The organism is Streptomyces sp. NPDC107521 (assembly GCF_055598485.1).
This window is the reverse complement of the sequence record NZ_JBVKAT010000019.1, coordinates 83,081-109,020: the sequence shown is the minus strand read 5'-3', so window position 1 is coordinate 109,020 and position 25,940 is coordinate 83,081. Positions and strand designations below refer to the sequence as shown.

Annotated in this window: 21 protein-coding genes and 1 tRNA gene; 12 read left to right on the top strand and 10 right to left on the bottom strand. The window is 74.1% G+C overall.

Annotation, left to right across the window (positions count from 1 at the left end; genetic code table 11):
* Position 1 precedes the first annotated feature (1 nt).
* Positions 2-1,336, bottom strand: coding sequence for a sensor histidine kinase (locus ACZ7LB_RS25215; RefSeq protein ID WP_471471401.1), 1,335 nt, complete (start codon positions 1,334-1,336; stop codon positions 2-4).
* A 195-nt stretch (positions 1,337-1,531) separates the two neighbouring features.
* Here ACZ7LB_RS25215 and ACZ7LB_RS25210 point away from each other — a divergent pair.
* The 6 genes from ACZ7LB_RS25210 (at position 1,532) to ACZ7LB_RS25185 (ending at position 6,317) form a co-directional block, all read left to right on the top strand.
* A tRNA-Gln gene (locus tag ACZ7LB_RS25210) sits at positions 1,532-1,607 on the top strand.
* 132 nt (positions 1,608-1,739) lie between these two features.
* The gene (gene glmU, locus ACZ7LB_RS25205; protein ID WP_471471399.1) at positions 1,740-3,188 is read left to right on the top strand and encodes a bifunctional UDP-N-acetylglucosamine diphosphorylase/glucosamine-1-phosphate N-acetyltransferase GlmU; all 1,449 of its coding nucleotides are present in this window, start codon (positions 1,740-1,742) and stop codon (positions 3,186-3,188) included.
* 81 nt (positions 3,189-3,269) lie between these two features.
* On the top strand, positions 3,270-4,244 hold the full coding sequence (locus tag ACZ7LB_RS25200; protein WP_471471397.1) for a ribose-phosphate diphosphokinase: 975 nt from the start codon (positions 3,270-3,272) through the stop codon (positions 4,242-4,244).
* A 197-nt stretch (positions 4,245-4,441) separates the two neighbouring features.
* Entirely contained in the window at positions 4,442-5,023 is a 582-nt protein-coding gene (locus ACZ7LB_RS25195; RefSeq protein ID WP_471471395.1) for a 50S ribosomal protein L25/general stress protein Ctc, read from the top strand.
* 75 nt (positions 5,024-5,098) lie between these two features.
* Complete coding sequence (pth, locus tag ACZ7LB_RS25190; RefSeq protein ID WP_471471393.1) at positions 5,099-5,701, top strand: aminoacyl-tRNA hydrolase; 603 nt, start codon at positions 5,099-5,101, stop codon at positions 5,699-5,701.
* 52 nt (positions 5,702-5,753) lie between these two features.
* Positions 5,754-6,317 (top strand): hypothetical protein, encoded by a 564-nt coding sequence (locus tag ACZ7LB_RS25185; protein WP_471471391.1) that lies wholly within the window; start codon positions 5,754-5,756, stop codon positions 6,315-6,317.
* An 81-nt stretch (positions 6,318-6,398) separates the two neighbouring features.
* Here ACZ7LB_RS25185 and ppc read toward each other — a convergent pair whose 3' ends face one another.
* On the bottom strand, positions 6,399-9,134 hold the full coding sequence (ppc, locus tag ACZ7LB_RS25180) for a phosphoenolpyruvate carboxylase (RefSeq protein WP_471471389.1): 2,736 nt from the start codon (positions 9,132-9,134) through the stop codon (positions 6,399-6,401).
* Positions 9,135-9,424: 290 nt separating this feature from the next.
* Between ppc and ACZ7LB_RS25175 the strand changes: the two genes are divergently transcribed.
* Complete coding sequence (locus ACZ7LB_RS25175) at positions 9,425-10,432, top strand: acyl-CoA desaturase (protein ID WP_471471387.1); 1,008 nt, start codon at positions 9,425-9,427, stop codon at positions 10,430-10,432.
* Positions 10,429-11,103 carry a TetR/AcrR family transcriptional regulator gene (locus ACZ7LB_RS25170; RefSeq protein ID WP_161228568.1) on the top strand — a complete coding sequence of 225 codons (675 nt, stop codon included), beginning with the start codon at positions 10,429-10,431 and terminating at the stop codon, positions 11,101-11,103. The genes ACZ7LB_RS25175 and ACZ7LB_RS25170 overlap by 4 nt, the downstream gene beginning before the upstream one ends.
* A gap of 179 nt (positions 11,104-11,282) precedes the next feature.
* Here the strand turns inward: ACZ7LB_RS25170 and ACZ7LB_RS25165 are convergent, their stop codons facing one another.
* Entirely contained in the window at positions 11,283-12,161 is an 879-nt protein-coding gene (locus ACZ7LB_RS25165; protein WP_471471484.1) for a trans-aconitate 2-methyltransferase, read from the bottom strand.
* Positions 12,162-12,278: 117 nt separating this feature from the next.
* Between ACZ7LB_RS25165 and tamR the strand changes: the two genes are divergently transcribed.
* On the top strand, positions 12,279-12,776 hold the full coding sequence (gene tamR, locus ACZ7LB_RS25160) for a MarR family transcriptional regulator TamR (protein WP_471471385.1): 498 nt from the start codon (positions 12,279-12,281) through the stop codon (positions 12,774-12,776).
* 355 nt (positions 12,777-13,131) lie between these two features.
* Here tamR and ACZ7LB_RS25155 read toward each other — a convergent pair whose 3' ends face one another.
* Entirely contained in the window at positions 13,132-13,905 is a 774-nt protein-coding gene (locus tag ACZ7LB_RS25155; RefSeq protein ID WP_471471383.1) for a LuxR C-terminal-related transcriptional regulator, read from the bottom strand.
* Positions 13,906-14,203: 298 nt separating this feature from the next.
* Here ACZ7LB_RS25155 and ACZ7LB_RS25150 point away from each other — a divergent pair, with 298 nt between their 5' ends.
* Positions 14,204-14,659: a GNAT family N-acetyltransferase gene (locus ACZ7LB_RS25150; protein ID WP_471471482.1), complete on the top strand. Its 456-nt coding sequence runs from the start codon at positions 14,204-14,206 to the stop codon at positions 14,657-14,659.
* A 283-nt stretch (positions 14,660-14,942) separates the two neighbouring features.
* On the opposite strand, the gene galK is transcribed toward ACZ7LB_RS25150, so the two are convergent.
* Genes galK through galT form a run of 3 tightly spaced genes read right to left on the bottom strand, consistent with a single transcriptional unit; the run spans position 14,943 to position 18,225 of the window.
* Complete coding sequence (gene galK / locus ACZ7LB_RS25145) at positions 14,943-16,094, bottom strand: galactokinase (RefSeq protein ID WP_471471381.1); 1,152 nt, start codon at positions 16,092-16,094, stop codon at positions 14,943-14,945.
* Positions 16,091-17,170, bottom strand: a complete 1,080-nt coding sequence (galE, locus tag ACZ7LB_RS25140) for a UDP-glucose 4-epimerase GalE (protein ID WP_471471379.1) — start codon at positions 17,168-17,170, stop codon at positions 16,091-16,093. The genes galK and galE overlap by 4 nt, the downstream gene beginning before the upstream one ends.
* Positions 17,167-18,225 carry a galactose-1-phosphate uridylyltransferase gene (gene galT / locus ACZ7LB_RS25135; RefSeq protein WP_471471378.1) on the bottom strand — a complete coding sequence of 353 codons (1,059 nt, stop codon included), beginning with the start codon at positions 18,223-18,225 and terminating at the stop codon, positions 17,167-17,169. Before galT ends, galE begins: the two co-directional genes overlap by 4 nt.
* Positions 18,226-18,422: 197 nt before the next feature.
* Between galT and ACZ7LB_RS25130 the strand changes: the two genes are divergently transcribed.
* Together ACZ7LB_RS25130 and ACZ7LB_RS25125 are read left to right on the top strand one after the other, a co-directional pair.
* Positions 18,423-20,102 (top strand): sodium:solute symporter family protein, encoded by a 1,680-nt coding sequence (locus ACZ7LB_RS25130; RefSeq protein ID WP_471471377.1) that lies wholly within the window; start codon positions 18,423-18,425, stop codon positions 20,100-20,102.
* A 19-nt stretch (positions 20,103-20,121) separates the two neighbouring features.
* Positions 20,122-20,415, top strand: coding sequence for a hypothetical protein (locus tag ACZ7LB_RS25125; protein ID WP_471471376.1), 294 nt, complete (start codon positions 20,122-20,124; stop codon positions 20,413-20,415).
* A gap of 678 nt (positions 20,416-21,093) precedes the next feature.
* Here ACZ7LB_RS25125 and ACZ7LB_RS25120 read toward each other — a convergent pair.
* The 3 genes from ACZ7LB_RS25120 to ACZ7LB_RS25110 form a co-directional block, all read right to left on the bottom strand.
* Positions 21,094-21,759: a response regulator transcription factor gene (locus tag ACZ7LB_RS25120; RefSeq protein ID WP_161227628.1), complete on the bottom strand. Its 666-nt coding sequence runs from the start codon at positions 21,757-21,759 to the stop codon at positions 21,094-21,096.
* A 279-nt stretch (positions 21,760-22,038) separates the two neighbouring features.
* Positions 22,039-24,024: an outer membrane protein assembly factor BamB family protein gene (locus tag ACZ7LB_RS25115; protein WP_471471375.1), complete on the bottom strand. Its 1,986-nt coding sequence runs from the start codon at positions 24,022-24,024 to the stop codon at positions 22,039-22,041.
* Positions 24,025-24,106: 82 nt separating this feature from the next.
* Positions 24,107-25,921: an outer membrane protein assembly factor BamB family protein gene (locus ACZ7LB_RS25110; RefSeq protein ID WP_471471374.1), complete on the bottom strand. Its 1,815-nt coding sequence runs from the start codon at positions 25,919-25,921 to the stop codon at positions 24,107-24,109.
* Between the last annotated feature and the right edge of the window lie 19 nt (positions 25,922-25,940).

Sequence of the window (25,940 nt, the reverse complement as noted above, 5' to 3'; positions counted from 1 at the left end):
GCTACGGCGCCGACGCCGGGATCGTCGACGCCGGGATCACCGCCGACACCCGGAAGCCCCCCGCGTCGGTCGGGCCCGACACGAAGACACCGCCCAGCGCGGCCACCCGCTCCTTCATGCCCACCAGCCCGTTGCCGCCCGAGGGCAGCCCGGCCGAGGGGGACGCGCCGTCCGGCGGGGGCTCGTTCTCCACCTGCATGGCGATCTCCGACACCCGGTGCGCCAGCCGGACGTACGTCCTCGCGCCCCCCGCGTGCTTGTGCACGTTGGTCAGGGCCTCCTGCACCACCCGGAACGCGGTCTGCTCGACCTCCGGCGCGTAGGGGCGCTGCGCCCCCTCCACCGACAGGGCGACCACCATCCCCGTGGCCGCCGACTGCCCGACCAGCTCCTCCAGCTCCGCCAGCGACGGCCCGTCGGCGGGGGCGCCGCCGCCCGCCGCCCGGGACGCCGCGGCGGCGGCCGCCGCGCCCACCGCGGCCAGCGGCACCGCCGGGCGTTCGGCGCGCACACCGTCCCCGCCGCTGCGCAGCACCCCGAGCATCTCCCGCAGCTCCGTCAGCGCCTGCCGCCCCATGTCCCCCACCAGGGCCGCGTTGCGCACCGCCTTCTCCGGGTCCTTGCGGGCCACCGCCTGGAGCGCCGCCGCGTGCACCACCATCAGGCTCACCCGGTGGGCGACCACGTCGTGCATCTCGCGCGCGATCCGCGTCCGCTCCTCGTTGCGGGCCCACTGCGCCCGCTCCTCGGCCCGCTCCGCGAGCAGTTGCAGCTCCCGCTCCAGGCTGTCGGCGCGCTCCCGCAGGCTCTCCATCAGCCGCCGCCGCGCCCCCACGTACATGCCGAGCAGCAGCGGCGGGGCGGTCAGCCCCAGCGAGGTGGTGATCGAGGCGAACGGGACGAACCAGTCGCCGATGTCCAGGCCCTCGTGCGCCATGTCCTGCCGCACCCGCACGAACGTCACGATCAGCGTGCCCAGCAGCGACATCCCCGCCAGCGAGCCGATGATCCGGCGCGGCAGCTCCGAGGCCGCCAGGGTGTAGAGGCCGACGACGGCCAGCAGGAAGCCCATCTCGGCCGGGGTGATGGCGATGGCCACCAGCACCACCGCGATCGGCCATCTGCGCCGCAGCACCAGCGCCGACCCGGCCAGCGCGCCGAAGGCGACCCCCGCCGCCACCGGGATCCCGGCGTCCCGCGCGAAGGAGACCCCCTGCCACCCGCACTCCAGGGCGGACGCGGCCCCCAGGCACAGATCCAGTGCCGCCGCGCGCCGCCTGCCCCACCAGCAGGGCCCGCCACGGGCCGGTGCGTGGTGTTCCCCCGTCGTGGTCATACACCCACCCTACGGGCGCTCCCCACCGCTTTCCGATGACTTTCCCGAAGCGATACGACGCGATAGCCCGCGAACCGGCCACCGCCGTCGCGGGGACCCCGCGGGCACCTCCCGGGGCGGCCCGGGAGGCGGGTGCGCGGGGGCGGGAATCGTGACATACACGCGGGCGCGACTCCGGTAAGGTCTGAGGCGCCGTCCCCCGTGGTGTAACTGGCAGCACACTGGTTTTTGGTACCAGCAGGACAAGGTTCGAATCCTTGCGGGGGAGCCACCGCACACCCCTTCCCCGTCCGGGCCCCGGGCGGCGCCCCGCGCCGCCCGGGGCCCGCACGCGTACCCGGCCCGGACCACCCCGGTATCCTGCGGATGTCCGACCCCTCCCCCCGAAGCCGAAGGGCATCCCGTGAGCGCCAATCGCCCGGCAGCCGTCGTCGTTCTCGCAGCGGGTGGGGGCACCCGCATGAAATCGGCCACACCCAAGGTCCTCCACGAGCTGTGCGGCCGGTCCCTCGTCGGACACGTGCTCGCCGCCGCGGACGAACTGGAGCCGGAGCACCTGGTCGTCGTCGTCGGTCACGCCCGTGAGCAGGTCACCGCGCACCTCGCCGCGGCCCACCCCGCCGCGCGCACCGCCGTGCAGGAGACCCAGAACGGCACCGGGCACGCCGTGCGGACGGCCCTGGAGTCGCTCGGCGGCACCGTCGACGGCACCGTGGTCGTGGTCTGCGGCGACACCCCGCTGCTGACCGGCGGGACCCTGCGCGCCCTCGCGGACGTCCACACCGCCGACGGCAACGCGGTGACCGTGCTGACCGCCGAGGTGCCGGACGCGACGGGCTACGGCCGGATCGTGCGCGACGGGGCCTCGGGCGCGGTGACCGCGATCGTGGAGCACAAGGACGCCTCGGAGACGCAGCGCGCCGTCCGCGAGATCAACTCGGGGGTGTTCGCCTTCGACGGGCGGCTGCTCGCGGAGGCGCTGGGCAAGGTGCGCACCGACAACAGCCAGGGCGAGGAGTACCTCACCGACGTGCTCGGCATCCTGCGCGAGGCGGGCCACCGCGCGGGCGCCTGCGTGGCCGCCGACCACCGGGAGATCGCCGGCATCAACAACCGGGTGCAGCTCGCCGAGGCCCGCCGGGCCCTCAACGACCGGCTGCTGGAGCGGGCGATGCTGGCCGGCGTGACCGTCGTGGACCCGGCGACCACCTGGGTCGACGTGACGGTCGCCTTCGAGCAGGACGTGGTGGTCCACCCGGGCACCCAGCTCCTCGGGGAGACGCGGCTGGCCGAGGGCGCCGAGGTCGGGCCGAACACCCGGCTGACCGGCACCGCGGTGGGCGCGGGCGCCCGCGTGGACAACACGGTGGCGCTGGACGCCGAGGTCGGCCCGGGGGCGTCGGTGGGGCCGTTCGCCTATCTGCGGCCCGGCACCCGGCTGGGCGCGGGGGCGAAGATCGGCACGTACGTCGAGACGAAGAACGCCTCGATCGGGGAGGGGACGAAGGTCCCGCACCTCTCCTACGTGGGGGACGCGACGATCGGTGACCACACCAACATCGGCGCGGCGAGCGTGTTCGTGAACTACGACGGGGAGAGCAAGCACCACACGACCATCGGGTCGCACTGCAAGACGGGCTCGGACAACATGTTCGTGGCGCCCATCACGGTCGGGGACGGCGCCTACACCGCCGCCGGATCGGTGATCACGAAGGACGTTCCGCCCGGCTCCCTGGCCGTGGCCCGTGGTCAGCAGCGCAACATCGACGGCTGGGTGGCCCGCAAACGTCCCGGGAGCGCGGCGGCGAAGGCGGCCGAGGCGGCGTCCCGGGAGCCGGCCGGCGAGAGCTGACCGGAAACGGTCGTCCCGATCGGGGCGTACCGTGATATGTGCACACCCGCACCCCCCACCCACCTCTGAGGAGAAAGTGCTGTGACCGGGATCAAGACGACCGGCCAGAAGAAAATGATGTTCTTCTCCGGCCGCGCCCACCCCGAGCTTGCCGAGGAGGTCGCCCACCAGCTTGGTGTCGGGGTCGTACCGACGAAGGCCTTCGATTTCGCCAACGGTGAGATCTACGTGCGGTATCAGGAGTCGGCGCGCGGCGCGGACTGCTTCCTGATCCAGAGCCACACGGCGCCGATCAACAAGTGGATCATGGAGCAGCTCATCATGATCGACGCGCTGAAGCGCGCGTCGGCCCGCTCCATCACCGTGATCGTGCCGTTCTACGGGTACGCGCGCCAGGACAAGAAGCACCGCGGACGCGAACCGATCTCGGCGCGTCTGATCGCGGACCTGATGAAGACGGCGGGCGCGGACCGCATCCTGACCGTGGACCTGCACACGGACCAGATCCAGGGCTTCTTCGACGGTCCGGTGGACCACCTGTTCGCGCTGCCGCTGCTGGCGGACTACGTGGGCGCCAAGGTGGACCGCGCCAAGCTGACCGTGGTCTCCCCGGATGCCGGCCGGGTGCGGGTGGCGGACCGCTGGTGCGACCGGCTGGGCGCGCCGCTGGCGATCGTGCACAAGCGGCGCGACAAGGACGTGGCGAACCGGGTGACGGTGCACGAGGTCGTCGGCCACGTCGAGGGCCGGATCTGCGTGCTGGTCGACGACATGATCGACACCGGCGGCACCATCTGCGCGGCGGCGGACGCCCTGTTCGCGCACGGCGCCGAGGACGTCATCGTGACCGCGACGCACGGCGTGCTGTCCGGTCCGGCGGCGGACCGGCTGAAGAACTCCAAGGTGAGCGAGTTCGTGTTCACGGACACCCTGCCGACTCCGAACGAGCTGGAGCTGGACAAGATCACCGTGCTGTCGATCGCGCCGACGATCGCCCGCGCCGTGCGCGAGGTCTTCGAGGACGGTTCGGTGACGAGCCTGTTCGACGAGCAGTAAGGGTTCTGCTGCGGCCCGTGATCGTTTTGGGTACGGCCTCCCTCTCCGAGTAGACTGCCCCAGTTGCTCGGCGAGGGAGGCCGTACCCGTTCCGGAGGATTCCGGCGGGGGCGGCGGTCCGTTATCGACGCGCTCTTCGTAGCAGGCCGTTCGTGGCCGGGTGACCACGTCCGTTCCGCTTTCCACGAGGAGTGAACATGTCCGAGGTGAAGATCGCCGTCGAGACCCGCAGCGAGTTCGGCAAGGGCGCCGCCCGCCGCGTCCGCCGCGAGAACAGGGTCCCGGGTGTCGTCTACGAGTTCGGCCTGGAGCCGCTGCACGTGTCCCTGCCGGGCCACGAGCTGGCGCTGGCGCTGCGCACCCCGAACGTCCTGATCGAGCTGATCATCGACGGCGAGCGCAGCCAGCTCGTCATCCCCAAGGCCGTGCAGCGCGACCCGCTGAAGGGCTTCCTGGAGCACGTCGACCTGCTCATGGTCAAGCGCGGCGAGAAGGTCCAGGTCGAGATCCCGGTCCAGGCCGAGGGCGAGCTGGCCCCCGGCGGCAACCTGCTGGAGCACGTGCTCTCCGCGCTGCCGGTCGAGGCCGAGGCCACCCGCATCCCCGACTACCTCACGGTGTCGGTGGCGGGTCTGGAGGCCGGTGCCGCGATCCAGGCCAAGGACATCGAGCTGCCCGCCGGCGTGACCCTGGCCGTCGACGGCGACGAGGTCGTCCTCCAGGTCCTGGCCGCGCAGGCCGAGGAGTCCTCCGCCGACGCCGAGGGCGACGAGGCCTGATCCGCCCGCGCTCACCGTTCGGTCGGCCGCTGTTCTCGCGCGAGGGCAGCGGCCGACCTGCTGTGTGAAGGAGACATGGACGTGACGACGGACGCGGACGGCCCCTGGCTGGTGGCCGGACTCGGCAACCCGGGCCCGGACTACGCGATGAACCGGCACAACGTCGGCTTCATGGTGGCGGACCTGCTGGCCGAGCGGCTCGGGGCCCGGTTCAAGCGGCACGGCAAGGCACAGGCCCAGGTGGTGGAGGGGCGGATCGGCCCGCCCGGACCCGCCGGACGCCGGGTGGTCCTGGCCAAGCCGATGTCGTACATGAACCTGTCGGGCGGCCCGGTGAACGCGCTGCGGGACTTCTACAAGGTCCCGGTGGCGCGCATCGTGGCGGTCCACGACGAACTGGACATCGACTACGGCGTGCTGCGGCTGAAGCTGGGCGGCGGCGACAACGGGCACAACGGTCTGAAGTCGATGACGAAGACGATGGGCCCGGAGTACCACCGGGTCCGGTTCGGCATCGGCCGCCCGCCGGGGCGGATGCAGGTGGCCGACTTCGTCCTGAAGGACTTCGCGGCGGCCGAGCGCAAGGAGCTGGACTACTTCGTCGACCGGGCGGCCGACGCGGTGGAGTGCCTGGTGACCGAGGGGCTGGAGCGGGCGCAGAGCGCGTACAACTCCTGACGGTGCGTTCCGGTCGCCCCGCGCGGGTTGACCGGGCGCGGGGGCATGGCCAATGATCCCGGCCATGCCCCCGCCCTCCCCGTCCGCCGCCGTCCCCCGTCCCCGCCGGGCGGCGCACCGCACCCGCCGGGCCGCGCCGCGCCGGGCGGTCCGGGTCTCGCGGGCCGCGCTGCGGTTCGGCCGGGTCGCGTCGATGGCGGTGGTCACGGCGCTGATCCTGGTCGCCGGGGTGTGGGCGTCGTGGGGGACGGCGCAGCACGTGATGCTGACCAAGGGCCGCGAGCACGGCACCGTCGAGGTGACCCGGTGCGTCGACGGCGTGTGCAGCGGCCGCTACACGCCCGTGTCGGCGGGCTCGCGGGAGCGGTCGGCCGTGGTCATCGAGGACTCGGTGGCGGTGGCGCCGGACCGGACGTACTCGGTCGTCGTCAAGCCGGGCAGCGATCAGGTGGTCCGCTCGGGCCCGGCCGGGGTGCTCCACGCCTGGGTGCCGCTGGGCGGGGCGCTGCTGCTGGCGTCGGTGGTGGTGGCGGGCGGCCTGCGCCGCACCCGGGCGGCCCAGGTGCTGGCCGGGGCCGGGGCGCTCCTGCTGACGGCGGCCTTCCTCGCGCTCTGAGCCCCGCACCGGCCCACGACACGGCGGTGCCCCCGCGCCCACCGGGAGCGCGGGGGCACCGCCGTGTGCGGGGCGGGCCGGTCAGCCGGTGTTGCGCAGGCCGGCGGCGACGCCGTTGACGGTGAGCAGCAGGGCCCGGGCGAGCAGCGGGTCGGCTTCCCGGCCGGCCGCGGCGGCCTCCCGCTGGCGGCCGAGCAGGGCGACCTGGAGGTAGGAGATCGGGTCGAGGTAGGCGTCGCGGATGGTGAAGGTCTGGCGCAGGACGGGGTCGGCGTCCAGCAGTTCCGTCTCGCCGGTGACCCGCAGGACCTCGGCGACGGTCAGCTCGTGCTCGGTCCTGATGGCGTCGAAGACGTGCTTCAGCTCGTCCGGCACCAGGGTGTCGACGTAGTGCTGGGCGATCCGCAGGTCCGTCTTGGCCAGCGTCATCTCGACGTTGGAGATGAAGTTGCGGAAGAAGTGCCACTGCTGGTGCATCTCGTCCAGGACGGTGTCCAGGCCGGCCTCGCGCAGCGCCTTCAGGCCGGAGCCCACGCCGTACCAGCCGGGCACGATCTGCCGGGACTGGGTCCAGCCGAACACCCACGGGATGGCGCGCAGTCCGTCGAGGCCCGCGTCGGAGTCGGGGCGGCGGGACGGCCGGGAGCCGAGGTGCAGGTTGCCGAGCTGGTCGACGGGGGTGGAGGCGAAGAAGTACGCCGGCAGGTCGGGGTCCTCCACCAGCTTGCGGTAGGAGGAGTGGGCCGCGTCGGAGACGAGGTCCATGGCGGCGTCCCAGCGGGCCAGCGCCTCGCCCGACTGGCGGGGCGCGGTGTGCAGGGCGGAGGCCTGGAGGGTGGCCGCGACGGTCAGTTCCAGGTTCTCCCGGGCCAGCGCCGGGATGAGGTACTTGTCGGAGATGACCTCGCCCTGCTCGGTGACCTTGATCTCGCCCTCCAGGGTGCCCCAGGGCTGGGCGAGGATCGCGTCGTGGGTGGGGCCGCCGCCGCGGCCGACGGTGCCGCCGCGGCCGTGGAAGAGGCGCAGCCGCACGCCGTAGCGGTGGGCCACGTCGCGCAGCCGGCGCTGGGCGCGGTGGATCTCCCACTGGGAGGTGGTGATGCCGCCGAACTTGGAGGAGTCGGAGTAGCCGAGCATGACCTCCTGGACGTCGCCGCGCAGCGCGACCAGGCGCCGGTAGGACGGGTCCGAGAGGAGGTCCTCCAGGATGGTGTCGGCGGCCTTCAGCTCGTCGGTGGTCTCCAGCAGCGGCACGATGCCGATCTTCGCCCAGCCGGCGTGCAGGTCGACCAGGCCGGCCTCGCGGGCGAGGACGGCGGCGGCGAACACGTCGTCGGCGCCCTGGCACATGGAGATGATGTAGGACTCGATGACCTCGGGGCCGAAGACCTCCAGGGCCCGGCGCACGGTCTGGAAGACGCCGAGGGTCTTCTCCGCGGCGGCGTCCACCGGGGCCGGGGTGGGGGCCAGCGGCCGGCGGGAGCGCAGCTCCTTGGCGAGCAGCTTGGCCCGGTACTCGCGGGGCATGTCGGCGTAGCGCCAGGACTCCTCGCCGAGCCGGTCGAAGAGCTGGCCGAGGGCGTGGTGGTGGGCGTCGGCGTGCTCGCGGACGTCCATGGTGGCGAGCTGCAGGCCGAAGGCGGCCAGGGTGCGGATGGTGCGGGCCAGGCGGCCGTCGGCGAAGAGCCCGCCGCGGTGCTCGCGCAGCGAGGTCTGCACGATGCGCAGGTCGGCGAGGAGCTCGCCGGTGCCGAGGTAGTCCCGGCCGTCCTCGTGGGGGGTGCCCTTGGCGAGGCGCTGCTTGGTGTTCTCCAGCTTCTGGCGCACGCAGGTGGCCTTGAGCCGGTAGGGCTCCTCGGCGTTGAGCCGCTTGTAGCGGGGGCTGATCTCCGGGAGGTTCTCCAGGTCGGCGCTCAGGGAGTCGAGGAGTTCCCCGGTGGCCCCGGCGTAGCGGATGGAGTTGGAGAGGAAGCCGCGCAGCTCGTCGATCATCTCCAGGGCGTCGTTGATGCCGTGCTCGTGCTGGAGGATCAGGACGTCCCAGGTGACCTGGGGGGTGACGTTGGGGTTGCCGTCGCGGTCGCCGCCGATCCAGGTGCCGAAGGTCAGCGGCCGGGTGTCGTCGGGGAGCCGGACCCCGGCGCGCTCCAGCTCGGCGGTGAGGTCCTCCAGGACGTCGCCGACGGCGCCCGCGTGCAGCTCGTCCAGGTAGTAGATGGCGTTGCGGGCCTCGTCGGCGGGCTCGGGGCGCACCACGCGCAGCTCGTCGGTCTGCCAGACGAGGTCGATGTTCTCCGCGAGGCGGATGTCGTGGCGGCGCCGGTCCGACTCGATGACCGGGGTGTCGAGCAGGGCGGCGATCCGGCGCAGCTTGTTGAGGACGGAGCGGCGGGCGGCCTCCGTGGGGTGCGCGGTGAAGACCGGCCGCACGTTCAGGTTGCGGACGGTCTCGCGCAGGTGCTCGGGATCGGCGTCCTTGAGCCGGTCGGCCGTACGGGCCAGCAGCCCGCCCTCGGCCGCGCGGCGGGCGCGCAGTTCACGGCCGCGGTGCACCTGCTCGGTGACGTTGGCGAGGTGGAAGTACGTGGAGAAGGCGCGGACCAGCTTGGCCGCGGTCTCCAGCTCGGTGCCGCGCAGCAGCTCGGCGGCTGCCTCGCCGTCCTCGCGGGTGAGGCGGCGCACCTTCTCGACGAGTTCCAGCAGCTCGGGGCCCTCCTGACGGACCAGGGTCTCTCCGAGGAGATCGCCCAGCCGTCGGATGTCGGCGCGCAGTTCGCTGCTGGCCGTCGTGGTGGTCTGGTCGTCGGCACTGCTCACAGGTGCGGCTCCTTGCAGTGGTGAAGCTCGTCTGGGAGGGGACCCGGACGGCGTCTCGCGCGGCGGGCACCGCATACGGGGCGGGACGTCCGGGAAGTATTCAGAGCGGACCGCGCTGTCCGACCGGTCTCCAGGATAGGTGTCGGCCGGGACGCGCAGGCTCTGGGGCTCTTGCCGCGGGGGGGCGCGCTGCCATACTTACGTCGCCGTAGGTTACGGACCCGTAGGAAAGTGCGGGCGGCTCCGCGACCCGGCACCGCCCCAGACCCTCGACCCCCCAGGGGACACGCATGACCTCCAGTTCCGACGTGGTTCCGGACGCCCCAGAGGCACCGGACGCCTCCACACCCTCCGCGACCCTGGGGGGTGAGCGGAAGCGGTCGATCGAACAGATCACGCTGCTGCTGTTCATCATCGTCCCGTTCCTGGCACTGGCGGCGGCGGTGCCGCTGGCCTGGGGATGGGGCGTGAGCTGGCTGGACCTCGGCCTGCTCGTGTTCTTCTACTACCTGGGCTGCCACGGCATCACGATCGGCTACCACCGCTACTTCACCCACGGCTCCTTCAAGGCGAAGCGCCCGCTGAGGATCGCGCTGGCCATCGCGGGCTCGATGGCCGTCGAGGGGCCGCTGGTCCGCTGGGTCGCCGACCACCGCAAGCACCACAAGTTCTCCGACGCCGAGGGCGACCCGCACTCCCCCTGGCGGTACGGCGAGACGGTGCCGGCCCTGATCAAGGGCCTGTGGTGGGCGCACATCGCCTGGATGTTCGACGAGGAGCAGACCCCGCAGGAGAAGTACGCGCCCGATCTGATCAAGGACCCGGCGCTGCGCCGGATCTCCCGCCAGTTCGTCCTCTGGACGGTGGTCTCGCTGGCGCTGCCCGGCGTGATCGGCGGTCTGGTCACGATGTCCTGGTGGGGTGCCTTCACCGGCTTCTTCTGGGGGTCACTCGTCCGGGTGGCGTTGCTGCACCACGTGACCTGGTCGATCAACTCGATCTGCCACGCCGTCGGCAAGCGCCCGTTCAAGTCGCGCGACCGCTCGGGCAACGTGTGGTGGCTGGCGGTGCTCTCCTGCGGCGAGTCCTGGCACAACCTCCACCACGCCGACCCGACCTCGGCGCGGCACGGGGTGATGCGCGGGCAGGTGGACTCCTCGGCGCGGCTGATCCGCTGGTTCGAGGCGTTCGGCTGGGCGTACGACGTGCGCTGGCCGTCACGCTCGCGTATCGATTCCCGCCGCAGGACGGAGGAAGACGGCGCCCGCCGCCGGAAGGAAACCGTCGAGGCGGCATGATGGGCGCTGTGGCGACCGACTCCAGCACCCCGAGCAATGAGAAGCCGCGGCGTGCGCGCCGCACCCGGATGACCGGTGCGGAGCGGCGCCAGCAGTTGCTGGAGATCGGTCGGACCCTCTTCGCCGCCAAGGGCTTCGAGGGCACCTCGGTGGAGGAGATCGCGGCCCGTGCCGGGGTCTCCAAGCCGGTGGTGTACGAGCACTTCGGCGGCAAGGAGGGGCTGTACGCGGTGGTGGTGGACCGCGAGATGCGCCGGCTGCTGGACATGGTGACCGGCTCGCTGACGGCGGGGCACCCCCGGGAGCTGTGCGAGCAGGCGGCGTTCGCGCTGCTGGACTACATCGAGGAGTACACGGACGGCTTCCGCATCCTCGTCCGGGACTCGCCCATCCCCCAGTCGACGGGGAGCTTCGCCTCGCTGATCTCCGACATCGCCACCCAGGTGGAGGACATCCTCGGCCGCGAGTTCAAGAACCGCGGCTTCGACGCCAAGCTCGCCCCGCTGTACGCCCAGGCGCTGGTCGGCATGGTCGCGCTGACCGGGCAGTGGTGGCTGGACGTGCGCCGCCCGAAGAAGGCGGAGGTGGCGGCGCATCTGGTGAACCTGGCCTGGCACGGCCTGGACGGGCTGGAGCCCCGGCCGCGCCTGATCGGCCACCGCAAGGCGTAGCCGGCCGCGCCGCCGGGCCGGGTCGCCGGGGCGCCGGTCCTGCCGCGCGGGCGGGCACCCGGCCCGGCGCCTCCGGCGCCCGCGCCCGGCGCCCGCTCCCCGCCGCGCGCCTCCCGGCCGGGTCCGCCCCGGGGCGCGTTCCTCCCCGGGCCCGGCCCGGATCTCCCCGGGGCCCGCCGCTACCCGGCTCCGTCCTCCCCCGCGCCCGCCGCCCCGCCGCCGTCCCTGACGGCCACGGCGAAGACGCGCCGGAAGGGGAGGACCGTGCCGTGCGGGCCCGCCGGATAGGCGGCGCGCAGGGCCGCGCGGTAGGCGGCGACGAAGGCGTCGCGGGCCCCGGGGTCGTCCTCCAGCGCGGTGAGCACGGGCCGCAGCGCGGTCCCCGCGACCCAGTCGAGGACGGGGTCCTCGCCGGCCAGCAGGTGCAGGTAGGTGGTCTCCCAGACGTCGGCGGCGCACCCCTCGGCGGTCAGCAGGTCCAGATAGGCGGCGGGGGCGTGGACGGCGTCGCCGTGGCGCAGGACGCCCGCGAGGCGGGAGCGCCACCGGGGCCCCTCCGCGAGCTCGCGCAGCAGGCGGTGGCTGGGGGCGTCGAAGTTGCCCGGTACCTGGAGGGCGAGGGTGCCGCCGGGGGCGAGGGCGGCGATCCAGCCGGGCAGCAGGCCGAGGTGGCCGGGGACCCACTGGAGCGCGGCGTTGCTGACGATCAGGTCGTACGGCCCGGCGGGCGTCCAGGTGCGGGCGTCGGCGCGGGCGAAGCCGAGGTGGCCGCTGCCCGGCGTGGGACCGGCGTGGCGGGCGGCGCGGGCCAGCATCTCGGGGGAGTTGTCGTAGCCGGTGACACGGGCGCCGGGCCAGCGGGCGGCGAGCAGGGCGGTCAGGGTGCCGGGGCCGCAGCCGAGGTCCGCGACGCGGGGCGGGCGGCCGGGCAGGGCGGGGACCCGGGCGAGCAGGTCGGTGAAGGGGCGGGCTCGGTGGTCCGCGTGGCGCAGGTATTGGGCGGGGTCCCAGCGGGCACCCGGAGCGGGCGGGCCCGCCGTGGGAGGATCGGTCGGCATGGCGCCTCCGGTGTCGGTGGTGGTCGCCTCCCCCTCAGCCTCGCCCCGCGTTATCTCCATGTCAAGATAATTGACTTCAAGAGACTTCACGTCGACACAACCACTACACTGATCGTCATGGAGGACGAGGTCGATCGACTGGTCGCAGCGTGGCGCCGGGAGCGCCCGGACCTCGACGTGGAACCGCTCGAGGTGCTCAGCCGGGTCAGCCGGCTCGCCCGGCACCTCGACCGCGCACGCCGGCTGGCCTTCTCGGAACACCACCTGGAGCCGTGGGAGTTCGACGTCCTGACCGCGCTGCGACGCGCGGGCAGCCCGTACCAGCTCTCCCCCGGCCAGCTCCTCACCCAGACCCTGGTCACCTCGGGCACGATGACCAACCGCATCGACCGCCTGACCAAGAAGGGCCTGGTGGAGCGGCTGCCCGACCCGAGCGACCGGCGGGGCGTGCTGGTCCGGCTCACCGACGAGGGCCGGGACCGGGCCGACCAGTCCCTGGCCGGGCTGCTGGCCCAGGAGCGGGCGATCCTCGGGGAGCTGTCCCACGCCCAGCGGGCCGAACTGGCGGCGCTGCTGCGGCAGTTGACGGCACCGTTCGACAACGTCCCGGGCTGAGGGCCGCTCCGGGGTCCCGGTGGACCGGGAGGGCCGGGGGCCGGGGGGCCGGTGGTGCGGCGCCGGACGCGGGGCGCCGTAGGGCGGTGGTGCGCGGGAGGACGGCGGGATGCCGCCGGGCGGCGGATCGCGGCGGCACGGCGGGATGCCGCCGGGCGGCGGTACGGCCGGGTTCCGCACGGGGCCGGCCTGGGTCCGGAGGTTCCGGCGACACCGCAGGGCGCCCCCCGGCCGTCGCCGCACGCCCGCCGGGGACGACCGGACGGCGCCGAGCGGCCACCGGACCGCTCCCGGTGCCCGAACGCCTCCGGGGCGGGCTCCGCACCCCCTCCGGCCGGGCGCGCCGCCGCCCCGGTCAGGCGCTGCCGCCGCCCTGGGCCCGGCTCCAGACGACGGGCTCCAGCTCGGCGGGGCCGATCCCGGCGCGCCGGGCCAGGGCCACCGCCGCCAGGGTGGAGTGGACGCCCAGCTTGCCCAGGACGTTCTGCATATGGGTGCGCACGGTGTGCGGGGACAGGAACAGCCGCTCGGCGACGGCCTTGCGGCCCAGCCCCGCGACCATGCAGCGCAGCACCTCCCGCTCCCTCGGCGTCAGCGACTCCACCAGCCGCTCGCTCTCGGTGCGGTGCCTGCGGGCGGCGGTCAGCTCCCGCAGCACTCCGGTGAGCAGGGCGGGCGGCAGGTGCGTCTCGTCGCGCAGCACCCCCCGGATGACGCCCAGCAGCCGCGACAGGGAGCAGTCCTTGGCCACCCAGCCGCAGGCCCCGGCCCCCAGCGCGAGAGCGGCCCGGCGCGGGTCGTCCCGCTCCGCGAGCACCACGATCCGCACCGCGGGATGGGCCGCCCGGATGCCCGCGACCAGCGATATCCCGTCGACCAGCCCCTCCTCCTGCCCCTCGCGCACCGGCACCGCGGGGCGGGCGCCGGGCGCCCGGCCGCCGAGGTCGGAGTCGACGAGCGCCACGTCGAAGCGCCGCCCCTCGGCGGCCCCCCGGTCCAGACAGCGCAGCCCCGCGGGCCCGCTGCCCGCGGCGGTGACCTCCACGTCGGGTTCGGCGGCCAGCGCGGCGGCCAGCGACTCGGCGAAGATGCGGTGGTCGTCGACGACCAGGACTCGGACACGCACCACGGAACCCCCCTCCCCCAGGCTCCCGAGGAGCAGGGGAACAGTCATCGTCGGAAGACGGCACGGGCAGGGTGACGGCGCCCGGAACCCCTCGTTCGTCCGCGCGCCCCGGCACCTGGGGAACGGGGCGGTCGCCGGCCCGGCGCGGTCGCCGCCGTGCAGTAACCGCTACCCGCTCCGGGCGCCGTACCCGGCCGTCCCGCCCCTGATCGGCACCGGCCCCCACCGGTGCTGTTCATCAGAGTACGGACGGCCGCCGGATGCGGAAGGCGGTTTGCGGAACTGACAGTCCCGGGCGTTTATCGTGAGCCGCATGTTTCGTCTGGTGACAGAAGTGGACAAGGCACGGCGCGACGAACTGCGCGTCCGGCTGCGGAACACCAACACCGCCCTCTCCCCGGTGCTGCGTGCCCTGCGCGGCACCCCGCAGGAACGCGAACACCCGCTGCACATCTGGGCGTTGGGGGAAAGCGGAGCCCTGGCGGGCGGGCTGGTCGGCCACACCTGGGCGTCCTGGCTGCACGTCACCTACCTGTGGGTGGACGATCCCCACCGGGGCACCGGCCTGGGCACCGCGCTGCTGGACCGGGCGGAGCGGGTGGCCCGCGAGGAGCGGGACTGCGCCGCGGCCCGGGTCGAGACCTGGGACTTCCAGGCGCCGGACTTCTACCGGGGGCGGGGCTACGACGTGGTGAGCGTGATCCCCGACTACCCGCCGGGCATCACGGAGTACACCCTGACCAAGCGCCTGGCCTGACCCCCGGGCGCCCACCCGCGCACCACCGGGCGCGACCCCGCCCGCCACCACGGGGGCACCCCTCCGCCCGTACCCCGCCGCCGCCCGGCGCCGCAGGGGCACCCCGTCCGCCCGGCGCCACGGGGGCACCCCGCCCGCCCGTACCCCGCTCATCCGGCACCTGGCCGTACCCCGCTCACCCGGCGCCGCGGGGGCACCCGCCCCCGTGTCCCGGTCGCGCGCCCCGCCCGTCGGGAGCCTCCCGGAGCCTCCGGGCCCACGCGGACCCGCCCCCGACCGCGCCCTACGCCACCCGCCGCGCCCCCGCCGACGGCAGCGCCCCGAAGACACCGGGCGCGCGGAACCCAGCCCCGGCGAACGCCTCCCGGACCGCCCCGGCGATGCCCTCCGCCGCGTCCTCCCCGGCCAGCACGACCGCCGAGCCGCCGAAACCGCCGCCGGTCATCCGGGCGCCCAGGGCACCGGCGGCCAGCGCCGTGTCCACCACGAGGTCCAGCTCCGGGCAGGACACCCCGAAGTCGTCCCGGAGGGACGCGTGCCCCTCGGTCAGCACCGGCCCGACCGCCCGGAGGTCGCCCGACTCCAGCAGCGCCGCCGCCCGCTCCACCCTCCGGTTCTCGGTGACGACGTGCCGGACCAGGCGGCGCACCTCCGGCTCGCCGTCCAGCCGCTCCAGCGCGGCGTCCAGGTCCCCGTACCGGACGTCCCGCAGCGCGGCCGCGCCGAGCAGGGCGGCGCCCCGCTCACACCCGGCCCGCCGCCTGCCGTACTCACCGGCGCTGTGCGCGTGCGCGACCCGGGTGTCGACGACGAGGACCCGCAGCCCCCCGGAGGCCGGGTCGAACGGGATCTGCCGCCGGGAGAGGTCGCGGGTGTCGAGGAAGAGGGCGTGCCCGGCCTCGCAGCAGGCGGCGGCCGTCTGGTCCATGATCCCGACGGGGGCGCCGACGTAGGCGTTCTCCGCGCGGCGGCACAGCCGGGCCAGCCCGGCGCCGGTCAGGCCCAGGCCGAACAGGTCGTTCAGGGCGAGGGCGGTCACGACCTCCAGCGCCGCCGACGAGGACAGCCCCGCGCCCGGCGGCACCTCCGACGCCAGATGCACGTCGGCGCCGGTGATCCGGTGGCCCGCCTCGCGCAGCGCCCACACCACGCCCGCCGGGTACGCCGTCCAGGCCCGGTCCTCCCCCGGCACCAGAGCGTCCACCCGCAGCACGACGGGGTCGCCGCCGACCTCCGCCGAGTGCAGCCGCAGCATCCCGTCGTCACGGGGCGAGACGGCCGCGAGCGCGCTCTGCGGCAGGGCGAAGGGCATCACGAAGCCGTCGTTGTAGTCGGTGTGCTCCCCGATGAGGTTGACCCGGCCGGGCGCCGCCCACACCCCCCGGGGCCCCGCCCCGTACAGCTCCCGGAACCGCTCGGCGACGCCCGCGCTCACCGCGCGGCCCCCTGCCCGGCCGGCACGTCCCCCGCCGCGCGCTCCGTCCCGCGGTCCTCCTCCCGCTCCGCCGCGCACTCCGCCGCGCGCTCCGCCGCGCACTCCGCCGCGCGCTCCGCCTCGCGGCGCTGCGCGAACTCCCACGCGTCGGCGACGATGCCCTCCAGATCCGGGCGGGAGGGACGCCAGCCGAGCCGCTCCCGGGCGGCGCGGGCGGATGCCACCAGGACCGCCGGGTCACCGGCCCGGCGCGGCGCCGTCACCTCGGGGACCGGACGGCCCGTCACCCGGCGCACCGTCCGGACCACCTCGCGGACCGAGAAGCCGCTGCCGTTGCCCAGGTTGCAGACGAGGTGCTCGCCGGGGACGGCGGCGTCGAGGGCCAGCAGATGGGCCTCGGCCAGGTCGGCGACGTGGATGTAGTCGCGGACGCAGGTGCCGTCCGGCGTCGGGTAGTCGTCGCCGTGGACGGAGAGGGCCTCGCGCCGCCCCTGGGCCACCTGGAGCACCAGCGGGATCAGATGGGACTCGGGGTCGTGCCGCTCCCCGTGCGCGCCGTACGCCCCGGCGACGTTGAAGTACCGCAGGGAGACCGCGCCGAGCCCGTGGGCCGCCGCCTCACCGCGGATCATGTGGTCGACGGCGAGCTTGGAGGCGCCGTACGGGTTGGTGGGCGCGGTCGGCGCGTCCTCCGCGACGGGGATCCCGGCCGGTTCGCCGTAGACGGCGGCCGTGGAGGAGAAGACGAGCCGCCGCACGCCCGCCCCGCGCATCGCCGCCAGCAGCGCCATGGTGCCGCCGACGTTGTTCTCCCAGTACTTCTCCGGCTTCGCCACCGACTCCCCGACCTGCGAGAAGGCGGCGAAGTGCAGCACGCCGTCGAAGGACGGGCCGAGCCAGCGGGCGGCGTCGCGGATGTCGCCCTCGATGAACTCGGCGCCCTCCGGCACGCCCTCGCGGAAGCCCGTGGAGAGGTTGTCGAGGACGACGACCTCGTGCCCGGCCTCCAGCAGGTGCCGGGCGACGACCCCGCCGACATAACCCGCGCCGCCCGTCACCAGATACGTGCCGCTCATGAACCCGCTACCTCCCGCAGTCGCCCGGCCGCGCGTTCGGGCGGCACGTCGTTGACGAAGACGTCCATGCCGGACTCCGAACCCGCGAGGAACTTCAGCTTGCCGGATGTCCGGCGGATGGTGAAAAGCTCCAGGTGCAGCGCGAAGTCCTCGCGCGTCACCCCGCCCGCCTCCGCCAGCGGGCCCCGGGGCGCCTGGTGCCAGGCGGAGACGTACGGGGTCGGGGGCTCGTCCGGGCCGAAGATCCGGTCGAAGCGCCGCAGCAGGTCCAGGTAGACGCGAGGAAACTCGGCGCGCGCCGCCCCGTCCAGCGCCGTCAGGTCGGGCACCCGGCGCCTCGGGTACAGGTGGACCTCGTACGGCCAGTGCGCCGCGCGGGGCACGAAGGCCGCCCAGTGCTCACCCTCCAGGACGACCCTTTCGTCCGCCAGTTCCCCCGCCAGGACGGCGTCGAAGAGGTTCTCCCCGGTGGCCCGGCGGTGCGCGGCGACCGAGCGCAGCATGCGGGCGGTGCGCGGGGTGACGAAGGGGTAGGCGTAGATCTGGCCGTGCGGATGGCCCAGGGTGACGCCGATCTCGGCGCCCCGGTTCTCGAAGCAGAACACCTGCTCCACGCGGGGCAGCCGGGACAGCTCCGCGGTGCGGTCCGTCCAGACGTCGAGCACCAGCCGGGCCCGCTCCGGGGTCAGCGTGGCGAACGAGGCGTCGTGGTCCGGGGTGAAGCAGACCACCTCGCAGCGGCCGGAGTCGCCGGCCAGCGAGGGGAAGCGGTTCTCGAAGACGGCCACGTCGTACGAGGAGTCCGGGATCTCGCTCGGCCGCCCGTCCCGCGAGGGGCACAGCGGGCAGGAGTCGGCCGGCGGGTGGTAGGTGCGGCCCTGGCGGTGGGAGGCGACGGCGACCGCGTCCCCGAGCAGCGGGTCCCGGCGGATCTCCGAGGCGGTGACGGTGGGCTCCAGCGGCCGGCGGTCCACGGCGTCCCGCACGACGGCGTCGTCCAGGTCGTAGTAGACCAGCTCACGGCCGTCGGCCAGCCGGGTCGAGGTCTTCCTCACCGACGCGCTCCTCCGCCCCCGGGAGGCACGCCGTCACCGCGCACCCCCAACGTCACAACAGAATCAAACATTACACGGCACAACCCACCACCCCCAGTGCCTCGTCGCTCACCGAAGAACTCCGTCGGGGTGCGTTCCGGCGGCGCCCACGCGGCGTAGGTTCCGCTCAGACCGGTCCACGCAACGAAGCGAGGCGTATGCACACCCCCACACCGCTGGCCGCCGGACTCCGCCTCCCCACCAACTGGCTCGACTACACGATCCTCGGCATCTACTTCGCCGTCGTCCTCGGCATCGGACTGGCCGCCCGCCGCTCGGTCCGCACCAGCCTGGACTTCTTCCTCTCCGGCCGCTCCCTGCCCGCCTGGGTGACCGGGCTCGCCTTCATCGCGGCCAACCTGGGCGCCACCGAGATCCTCGGCATGGCCGCCAACAGCGCCCAGTACGGCGTCTACACCACCCACTGGTACTGGATCGGCGCGATCCCGGCGATGGTCTTCCTCGGCCTGGTGATGATGCCGTTCTACTACGGCTCCAAGGTCCGCTCGGTCCCCGAGTTCCTGCTGCTCCGCTTCGACCGGGCGGCGCACCTGCTCAGCTCGGTCCTGTTCGCCCTCGCGGCGGTCCTGATCGCCGGCGTCAACCTCTACGCCCTCGCCATCGTCGTCGAGGCGCTCCTCGGCTGGCCCGAATGGGTCGCCATCGTCGTCGCGGGCTTCTTCGTCCTCGCCTACATCACCCTGGGCGGCCTCTCCTCCGCCATCTACAACGAGGTCCTCCAGTTCTTCGTGATCCTGGCGGCCCTCGTCCCGATCGCCTTCCTCGGCCTCAGGAGGGCCGGCGGCTGGGACGGCCTCTCCGACAGCCTCACCCGCACCCGCGGCCCCGACTTCATGACCGCCTGGGGCGGCACCGGCATCAGCAGCCCCAACCCGCTCGGCGCCAACTGGCTGACCATCGTGCTCGGCCTCGGCTTCGTCCTGTCCTTCGGCTACTGGACGACGAACTTCGCCGAGGTGCAGCGGGCGCTGTCCGCGAAGAACCTCTCCGCTGCCCGGCGCACCCCGCTGATCGCCGCGTTCCCGAAGATCTTCATCGTCTTCCTGGTGATGGTCCCGGGACTGGTCGCCGCCGCCCTGGTCCCCGCGATCGGCACCCCCGGCTCGGACCTCCAGTACAACGACGCCATCCCCTATCTGATGCGGGAGCTGCTGCCCAACGGCGTCCTGGGCATCGCCGTGACCGGACTGCTCGCGGCGTTCATGGCGGGCATGGCGGCGAACATCTCGTCCTTCAACACCGTGCTCACCACGGACATCTGGGCGAAGTACGCGGTCCGGGGCCGCGAGGACGCCTACTACGTCCGCTTCGGCCGCCTGATCACCGCGGCGGGCGTCCTCGCCTCCATCGGCACGGCGTTCCTCGCGTCGTCCTTCTCGAACATCATGGCCTACCTCCAGGCCCTGTTCTCCTTCTTCAACGTGCCGATGTTCGTGGTCTTCGTCATCGGCATGTTCTGGCCGCGCGCCTCCGTGAAGTCCGGTTTCTGGGGCCTGCTCGCGGGCACCACGGCGGCGATGGTCAACTACTTCGTCCTCTACCGGCAGGGCGTCGTCGCGATCCCCACCGACCAGGGCGCCAACTTCGTCTCCGCCATCGCCGGGTTCGTGGCGGGCGGGGTCGTCATGGTCGCCGTCTCCCTCTTCACGGCGCCCCGGCCCGCCGCCGAACTCCAGGGCCTGGTCCACGGCACCCGCTCCCCCGGCAGGCCCGAACCGCCGGCCGAGGGCGACGACGCCTGGTACCGCCGGCCGGCGCTGCTGGGCTGGGGCGCGGTGCTCCTGGCCGCGGCCTGCTACCTCCCGTTCTCACTCTGACCGGTACGGAAGGAGAGACATGTCCGAGCACGACATCCAGCGCGAGGTCTCCGAACTGGAGAGCAGATCCACGACGGCCGCGCGCCTCTTCGACATCCGCCGCATCATCGGCGGGCTCTTCGTGGTCTACGGCGTCATCGTGACGACCGCGGGCATCCTGGCGTCCGACGAGGACATCGCCAAGGCGCAGGGCGTCAACATCAACCTGTGGACGGGCCTCGCCATGCTCCTGCTCGGCCTCTTCTTCCTGATCTGGCTGAGACTGAGCCCCACCCCACCGCCGCCCCCACCCCCGACCGACCCCGACCGGTAACCACACCCGACGACGATCCCCGTGGCCCCGCACCCGCGACGGCGAGTGCGGGCGGAAGAGGGCGGGCACCCGCGCACGGCGGGAACCGAAAGGCAAGGGTGGCCGGAACCCGCACCCGCCCCCGGCGGGAACCGGGAGGCAAGGGTGGCCGGCTGCCCGCAGCCGCACACGGTGGAACCCGGCGCAGGAGAGCGGGCGGATACCCGCAGCCGCACACGGCGGAATCCGGCACAGGAGAGTGGGCGTGGCCCCGCACCCGCACACGGCGGGAAGGGGACGGGGCGGGGGTGGTCGCCCGCAGAGGTTGGCGCGTCAACGGGCTGCGCCCCATCGCCACCCCATTCCGCGCCGTTCCGAGGACGACCACCCCCGCCCCGGCCCCAACCCCCCACCAGGACAAGGCGCAACACACACCCCCACCAACCAAGAGATGCGCCGCAGGCACCCCCACAACCACCCGCCACCTGCACCGCAGGCACACCCCCCACCCACGGAAGCAGACCGCCGGACATCCCCCGCACACCCCCCACCGGCACCGGCCCCGTCACCGAGGCACCCCCCTGGCCGGTACCGCAGCCCCCCACGGCACCGCAGGCACGGCGCCCCCGCACCGCACCCACGGCACCCCCGCACCGCGGGCAAGGCGCCGCCACACCGCGGGCACGGCGCCCCCGCCGTTCACCCCCCGGCCGCGTCCAGCAACCCCGTCCGCGCCGCCAGGGCCGCCGCCTCCAGCCGCGACCCCACCCCCAGCTTCATCAGCACCCGCTGCACATGCGTCCGCGCCGTCGACGGCGCGATCCCCATCCCCGCCGCGATCACCCGCGTGTCCTGCCCGTCCGCGACCCGCATCAGCACCTCGACCTCCCGCGGCGTGAGCAGCCGCAGCAGCCGCTGCCCCTCGTCGTCCGGTTGCGCGGCGGGGTTCAGCAGCTCCCCGAACGCCCCCTGCAACAGCCCCGGCGCCACCGCCGCCTCCCCGGCCCGCGCCTTGACGATCGCCCGCTCCACCCCCTCGATGCGCTCGTCGTGCCGCACGTACCCCGACGCCCCCGCCGCGAAGGCCGCGGCGATCCCGCGCGGGCTCGGCACCGGCCCGAGCACCACCACCGCCACCTGGGGCCGCTCCCGCTTGATCCGGACCACGGGATCGAAGATCCCCGGCTCCGCCGGGACGGCCGTCCCCAGTACGCACACCTCCGGCGCCCGGCTGATCACCAGCTCCGCCGCCCCCGCCGTCGGCGCCGCCGCGGCGAGCACCCGGTGCCCCCGCAGCTTCAGCGCCGACGCCAGCGCCTCGGCCAGCAGCCGGTGGTCGTCGACCACCATCAGCCGTACTCCCACAGCTCGCCCCCACTCCCCCGGCCGCCCCCGGCCACCGCCCCCGTCCTCCATGCGGGGAAGCTACACGCTCGCCCCACCCCGCGCTCCCCCTACCGGCAAGAACGCCGCACCGCGCGGAACGTCCGGCCGGAACACGGAGGGAACCACGACCGCGCCGGACACCGGATGACCGCCTCCCGGCCCCGCCGCCGTCCCCGGAAGGCCCCGCGCGACGGCGACGGCCCCGCCCCCCGGGAAGAGGGGCGGGGCCGTCGGCGGCCGCGGCGCGGGACGGGACCGTCAGTCCCCCCGGCCGAACGCGATCACCAGGTACTCCTTGCGGTTCTTGCTGATCAGCTCGCTCGCGAACACCTGCGACATGTACAGGCGGCCCTGGGAGTAGATGATCTCGGAGTACTGGGGGGACATGCGGGCCTCGGCGTCCCGCACCCCCTCGGTCGCCGGGTTCTCCAGCAGGACGGTCTGCTTGAACGTCTGCCCGTCGATGCTGACGACCTGGCCGCCCTTGTCGTAGGGCGGGCGCTTGTAGGCGATCACGTTGCCGCCGTCCATGCGCAGCGGGGTGATCCGGTAGTTCTCGCCGGCGTCGGCGCGCTGCCCGGTCTGCCGGCCGGTGCCGAGGTCGAAGGCGACGACCTCGTTGGTCCGGCTGTAGCCCTCGCCGCCGCCCTCGTGCTCCTCGGTCGGGATGTAGAGGCGGTCGTTGCCGACGGCGAGTCCCTGGCACTGCTCGGGCTTGGTGATGGAGTCGCAGCTCGCGGCGAACTGCTTGCCCGGCGCGGAGATGCGGGTGCGCAGCTCACCCGTCCTGTTGTCGATGGAGAAGAAGTCGGAGATGCCGCTGCCGTCCTTGGCGGAGTCGCCGACGTCGGCGGCGACGACCAGCGGGTCGGTGGAGACGACGCCCGCGTACTCGATGCCCTTGGCCATCCGGTACTCGGAGAGCACCTTGCCGGTCTTCGGGTCGATGGTCTGGATGTTGAGCTGGCGGGCCCCGTAGCTGCCGCACTTGCGGACCGCGACGAGCTTGGGGCCGCCGCCGTATCCGGCGTCGTAGCAGCTGTCGGTCCGCTTGGGGGACCAGCGGACGCTGCCGTCGGCCAGGTCGAAGGCGACGCCGCCCTCGGTGCTGCCGGCCGCGACGGTCTCCCCGCTGAGGGTGACGTTGTTGAAGGAGATGGGCCGGTCACCGGCGGTGCCGGTCTTCGTCCAGACCTTCTTGCCCGCGGCGAGGTCGATCACGGCGACCTGGGTGCACCCGCGCGAGGGCTCGGCCTTGGTGGGCATGGCGGGCTGGTGGGCGATGACGGTCCTGCCGTCGGCGGTGACGTGCCGGGAGGCGGCGCAGACCGGGCCGTCCAGCTTGATCGTCCACAGCTTGCCGCCCTTGACCGGGTCGTAGCCGACGATCTCGGCGATGCCGCTCTTGGCGTAGACCGAGTCGGTGAGCCAGGAGCCGGCGACGACGACGCTGCGGGCGTCCTTGCCCACGGCGGGCTGCGGTACCTGGAAGAGGACCCGGGAGGCGGGGTCGCCGGGCGCCTTCTCCCGGCTGCCGCCGGGGGACGCGCCGCCGTCGCCGTCGTCGCCGCCCTCCCCGCCGGTCTCCCCGGCGCCGCCCTTGCTCTCCTTGCCGCCGTCCCGCTCGTCGCCCTTGCCGCCCTTGCCGCCGTCGGCGGTGGTCTGCTTGTCGTCGTCCTTGCCGGAACCCGCGTACCAGACCCCGGCGCCGATGATCAGCGCGATGGCGGCGACGGCCGCGACGATGATCGCGACCTGGGAGTTGACCTTCTTCCGGCCGCCGCCGGGGCCGCCCGGCTGGACGGCCATGGGCACGGTGCCCGGCCCGTAGGGCTGCTGCGGCTGCCCGTAGGGGCCCGGCTGCGGCTGGCCGTACGCCTGCTGCGGCTGGCCGTAGGGCCCCGGCTGCTGCTGCCCGTACGGCTGCTGCGGCTGGCCGTAGGGGCCGGGCTGCTGCTGCCCGTAGGGGCCGGGCTGGGCCTGCCCCGGGTAGCCGTAGCCGGGCTGGGGCGGCTGCGGGGGCTGCGGGTGGCCGTAGCCGGCCTGCGGCGCGCCCGGGGGCGGGGCCGGGGGCCCGGCGGGCGGCGCCTGCGGATAGCCGTAGCCGGGCTCCGGCCGCGGTCCCTTGCCGAGGTCGGGCGTGCCGCCCTGCGGGGCGGACGGCGGCTGCGGCGGCGGGTCCTCGGGCGGTCCGAAGCCACCGCCCGGCGGCGGCTGGTGGGGCGGCGGGGGCGGCTGGGTCATGGCGTGAGTACCTCGTGAAGCGGAAGCCGGCGGGGACGGGCGGGCGCGCGGACGGCGCGGGCGGATGACGCGGGCGGCGGGATCACTTGCCGTAGGCGAGCATCAGCTTCTCCCTCGACTCGTCGTTGCCGGTCAGACGGGTGGTGGAGATGTAGAAGCGGCCGTCGACCCAGTCGATCTCCTTGGAGAAGAAACCGTTCTCGATGGACGCGGTGCCCTGCGGGTTCTGGAGCAGCTTCGCGGGGCTGTGGGAGGTTCCGGCGATGGGGATGGAGATGATCTGGCCGCCCGCGTCGTACGACGGCCGGACATAGGCGACGAGCGCGCCGTCCCCGGCCCTGACCGGGACCATGGACTTGCCGGTGGGGGACTTCACCCGCCACTTCTCGCCACCGGTGGCGAGGCTGACGGCGACGATCTCGTTGGGCCCGGAGGCGGCCTTGGTCGGCAGGAACAGGGTGTCGTCGGCGACGGCGACGCCCGAGCAGCCCTGGAGGTCGCGTTCGAGGATGGCCCAGCCGCAGTCGGGGGCGAAGTCCTCGTCGACCGACACCTGGGCGCGCAGGGCGCCGGTGTCGGAGAAGGAGGCGATGTTCCAGGCCTTCTTGTCCTCGTTGGTGGCGTAGACGACCAGCGGGTCGACGGAGTAGGTCCGGGCGACGCGCCAGCCCTTGCCGTACTTGTGGGTCCACAGGACGCGGCCGGTCCCCGGGTCGAGACCCTGCACCTCGTCGTGGGCGTTGGCGCCGCCCGCGCCGCAGGAGGCGACCTGGACCAGCCGGGTGCCCCCGGCGAAGCCCGCGGGGAAGCAGGTGTCGCCGTAGCGCTTCTTGTCGTAGATCTGCTTGCCGGTGCGCACGTCGTAGGCGGTGCCGGACTGGGAGCGGCCGACCATCAGGGTGTTCCCGGCGATGCTCAGCTCGACGGAGAGGACGGAGTCGAAGAGTTCGCCGTCGGCGACCTTGGCCTCCCAGCCCTTCTTCCCGGTGGCGAGGTCGATCTGCTGGAGCCGGTTGCACTTGGCGCGGTCGCTGGTGCCGCTCATGTACGCCACGACGACGGTGTCCTCGGCGCTCTTCACGGGGGTCGTCGCGCAGATCTTCTGCGGGAAGACGACCGGCTCCCAGCTGGGCCTGCCGCCGTCGACGTCGTAGGCGACGACCTGCTTGTACGCGGCCTTCACCGCGGACCGGTCGGTGATCCACATGCCCTCGGCGTCGGCGCCGGAACCGGGGGCGTCGGGCGCCTCCTTGTACCAGAGCACCCTGGACTCGCCGGGCTTGCGGCCCTCGTTGAGATCCTCGGGGTCGTCGCCGCGGTCGCCCTTGCCGTCACCGGGGTCGACCGGGTCCACCGGCCGGACGGGGGCGCTGCCGCCGGACGCGGAGGGCTCGGGCGCCTCGCTCCGCCGGGCCACGGGCTCCTTCCCGCCGTCGTCGTCGCCCCCGGCGGCCACCGCGTACACCCCGCCGCCGACCAGCAGGAGGGCCGCGGCCCCCGCGACGGCGGCCAGGACGGGCCTGCCCTTGAAGGGGTTGCGGGAGCCGGGGCCGCCGGGCGGCGGACCGGCGGGGAACTGTGGCTGGGTCGGAGGCTGTCCGGGCGGCCCGTACGGGCCCGGCTGCTGTCCGTAGGGGCCGGAACCGTACGGACCCGGCTGCCCGTAGGGGCCGGGCTGCTGCGGGTGGCCGTAGCCGGGCTGCGGGGGCGACGAGGGCGGGCCCTGCGGGGGCGGCGGGCCCTGCGGCGCTCCGAAACCGCCCGCCGACGGGGGCTGGGGTGCCCCGAAGCCACCGGCCGGCGGGGGCTGGGGCGCTCCGAAACCGCCTCCGGGCGGCGGGTCCTGCGGTGCTCCGAAGCCCCCCGGCTGCGGTGGCTGACTGGGCGGCTGGCTCATCAGCGCGTCCCCCCTCGTT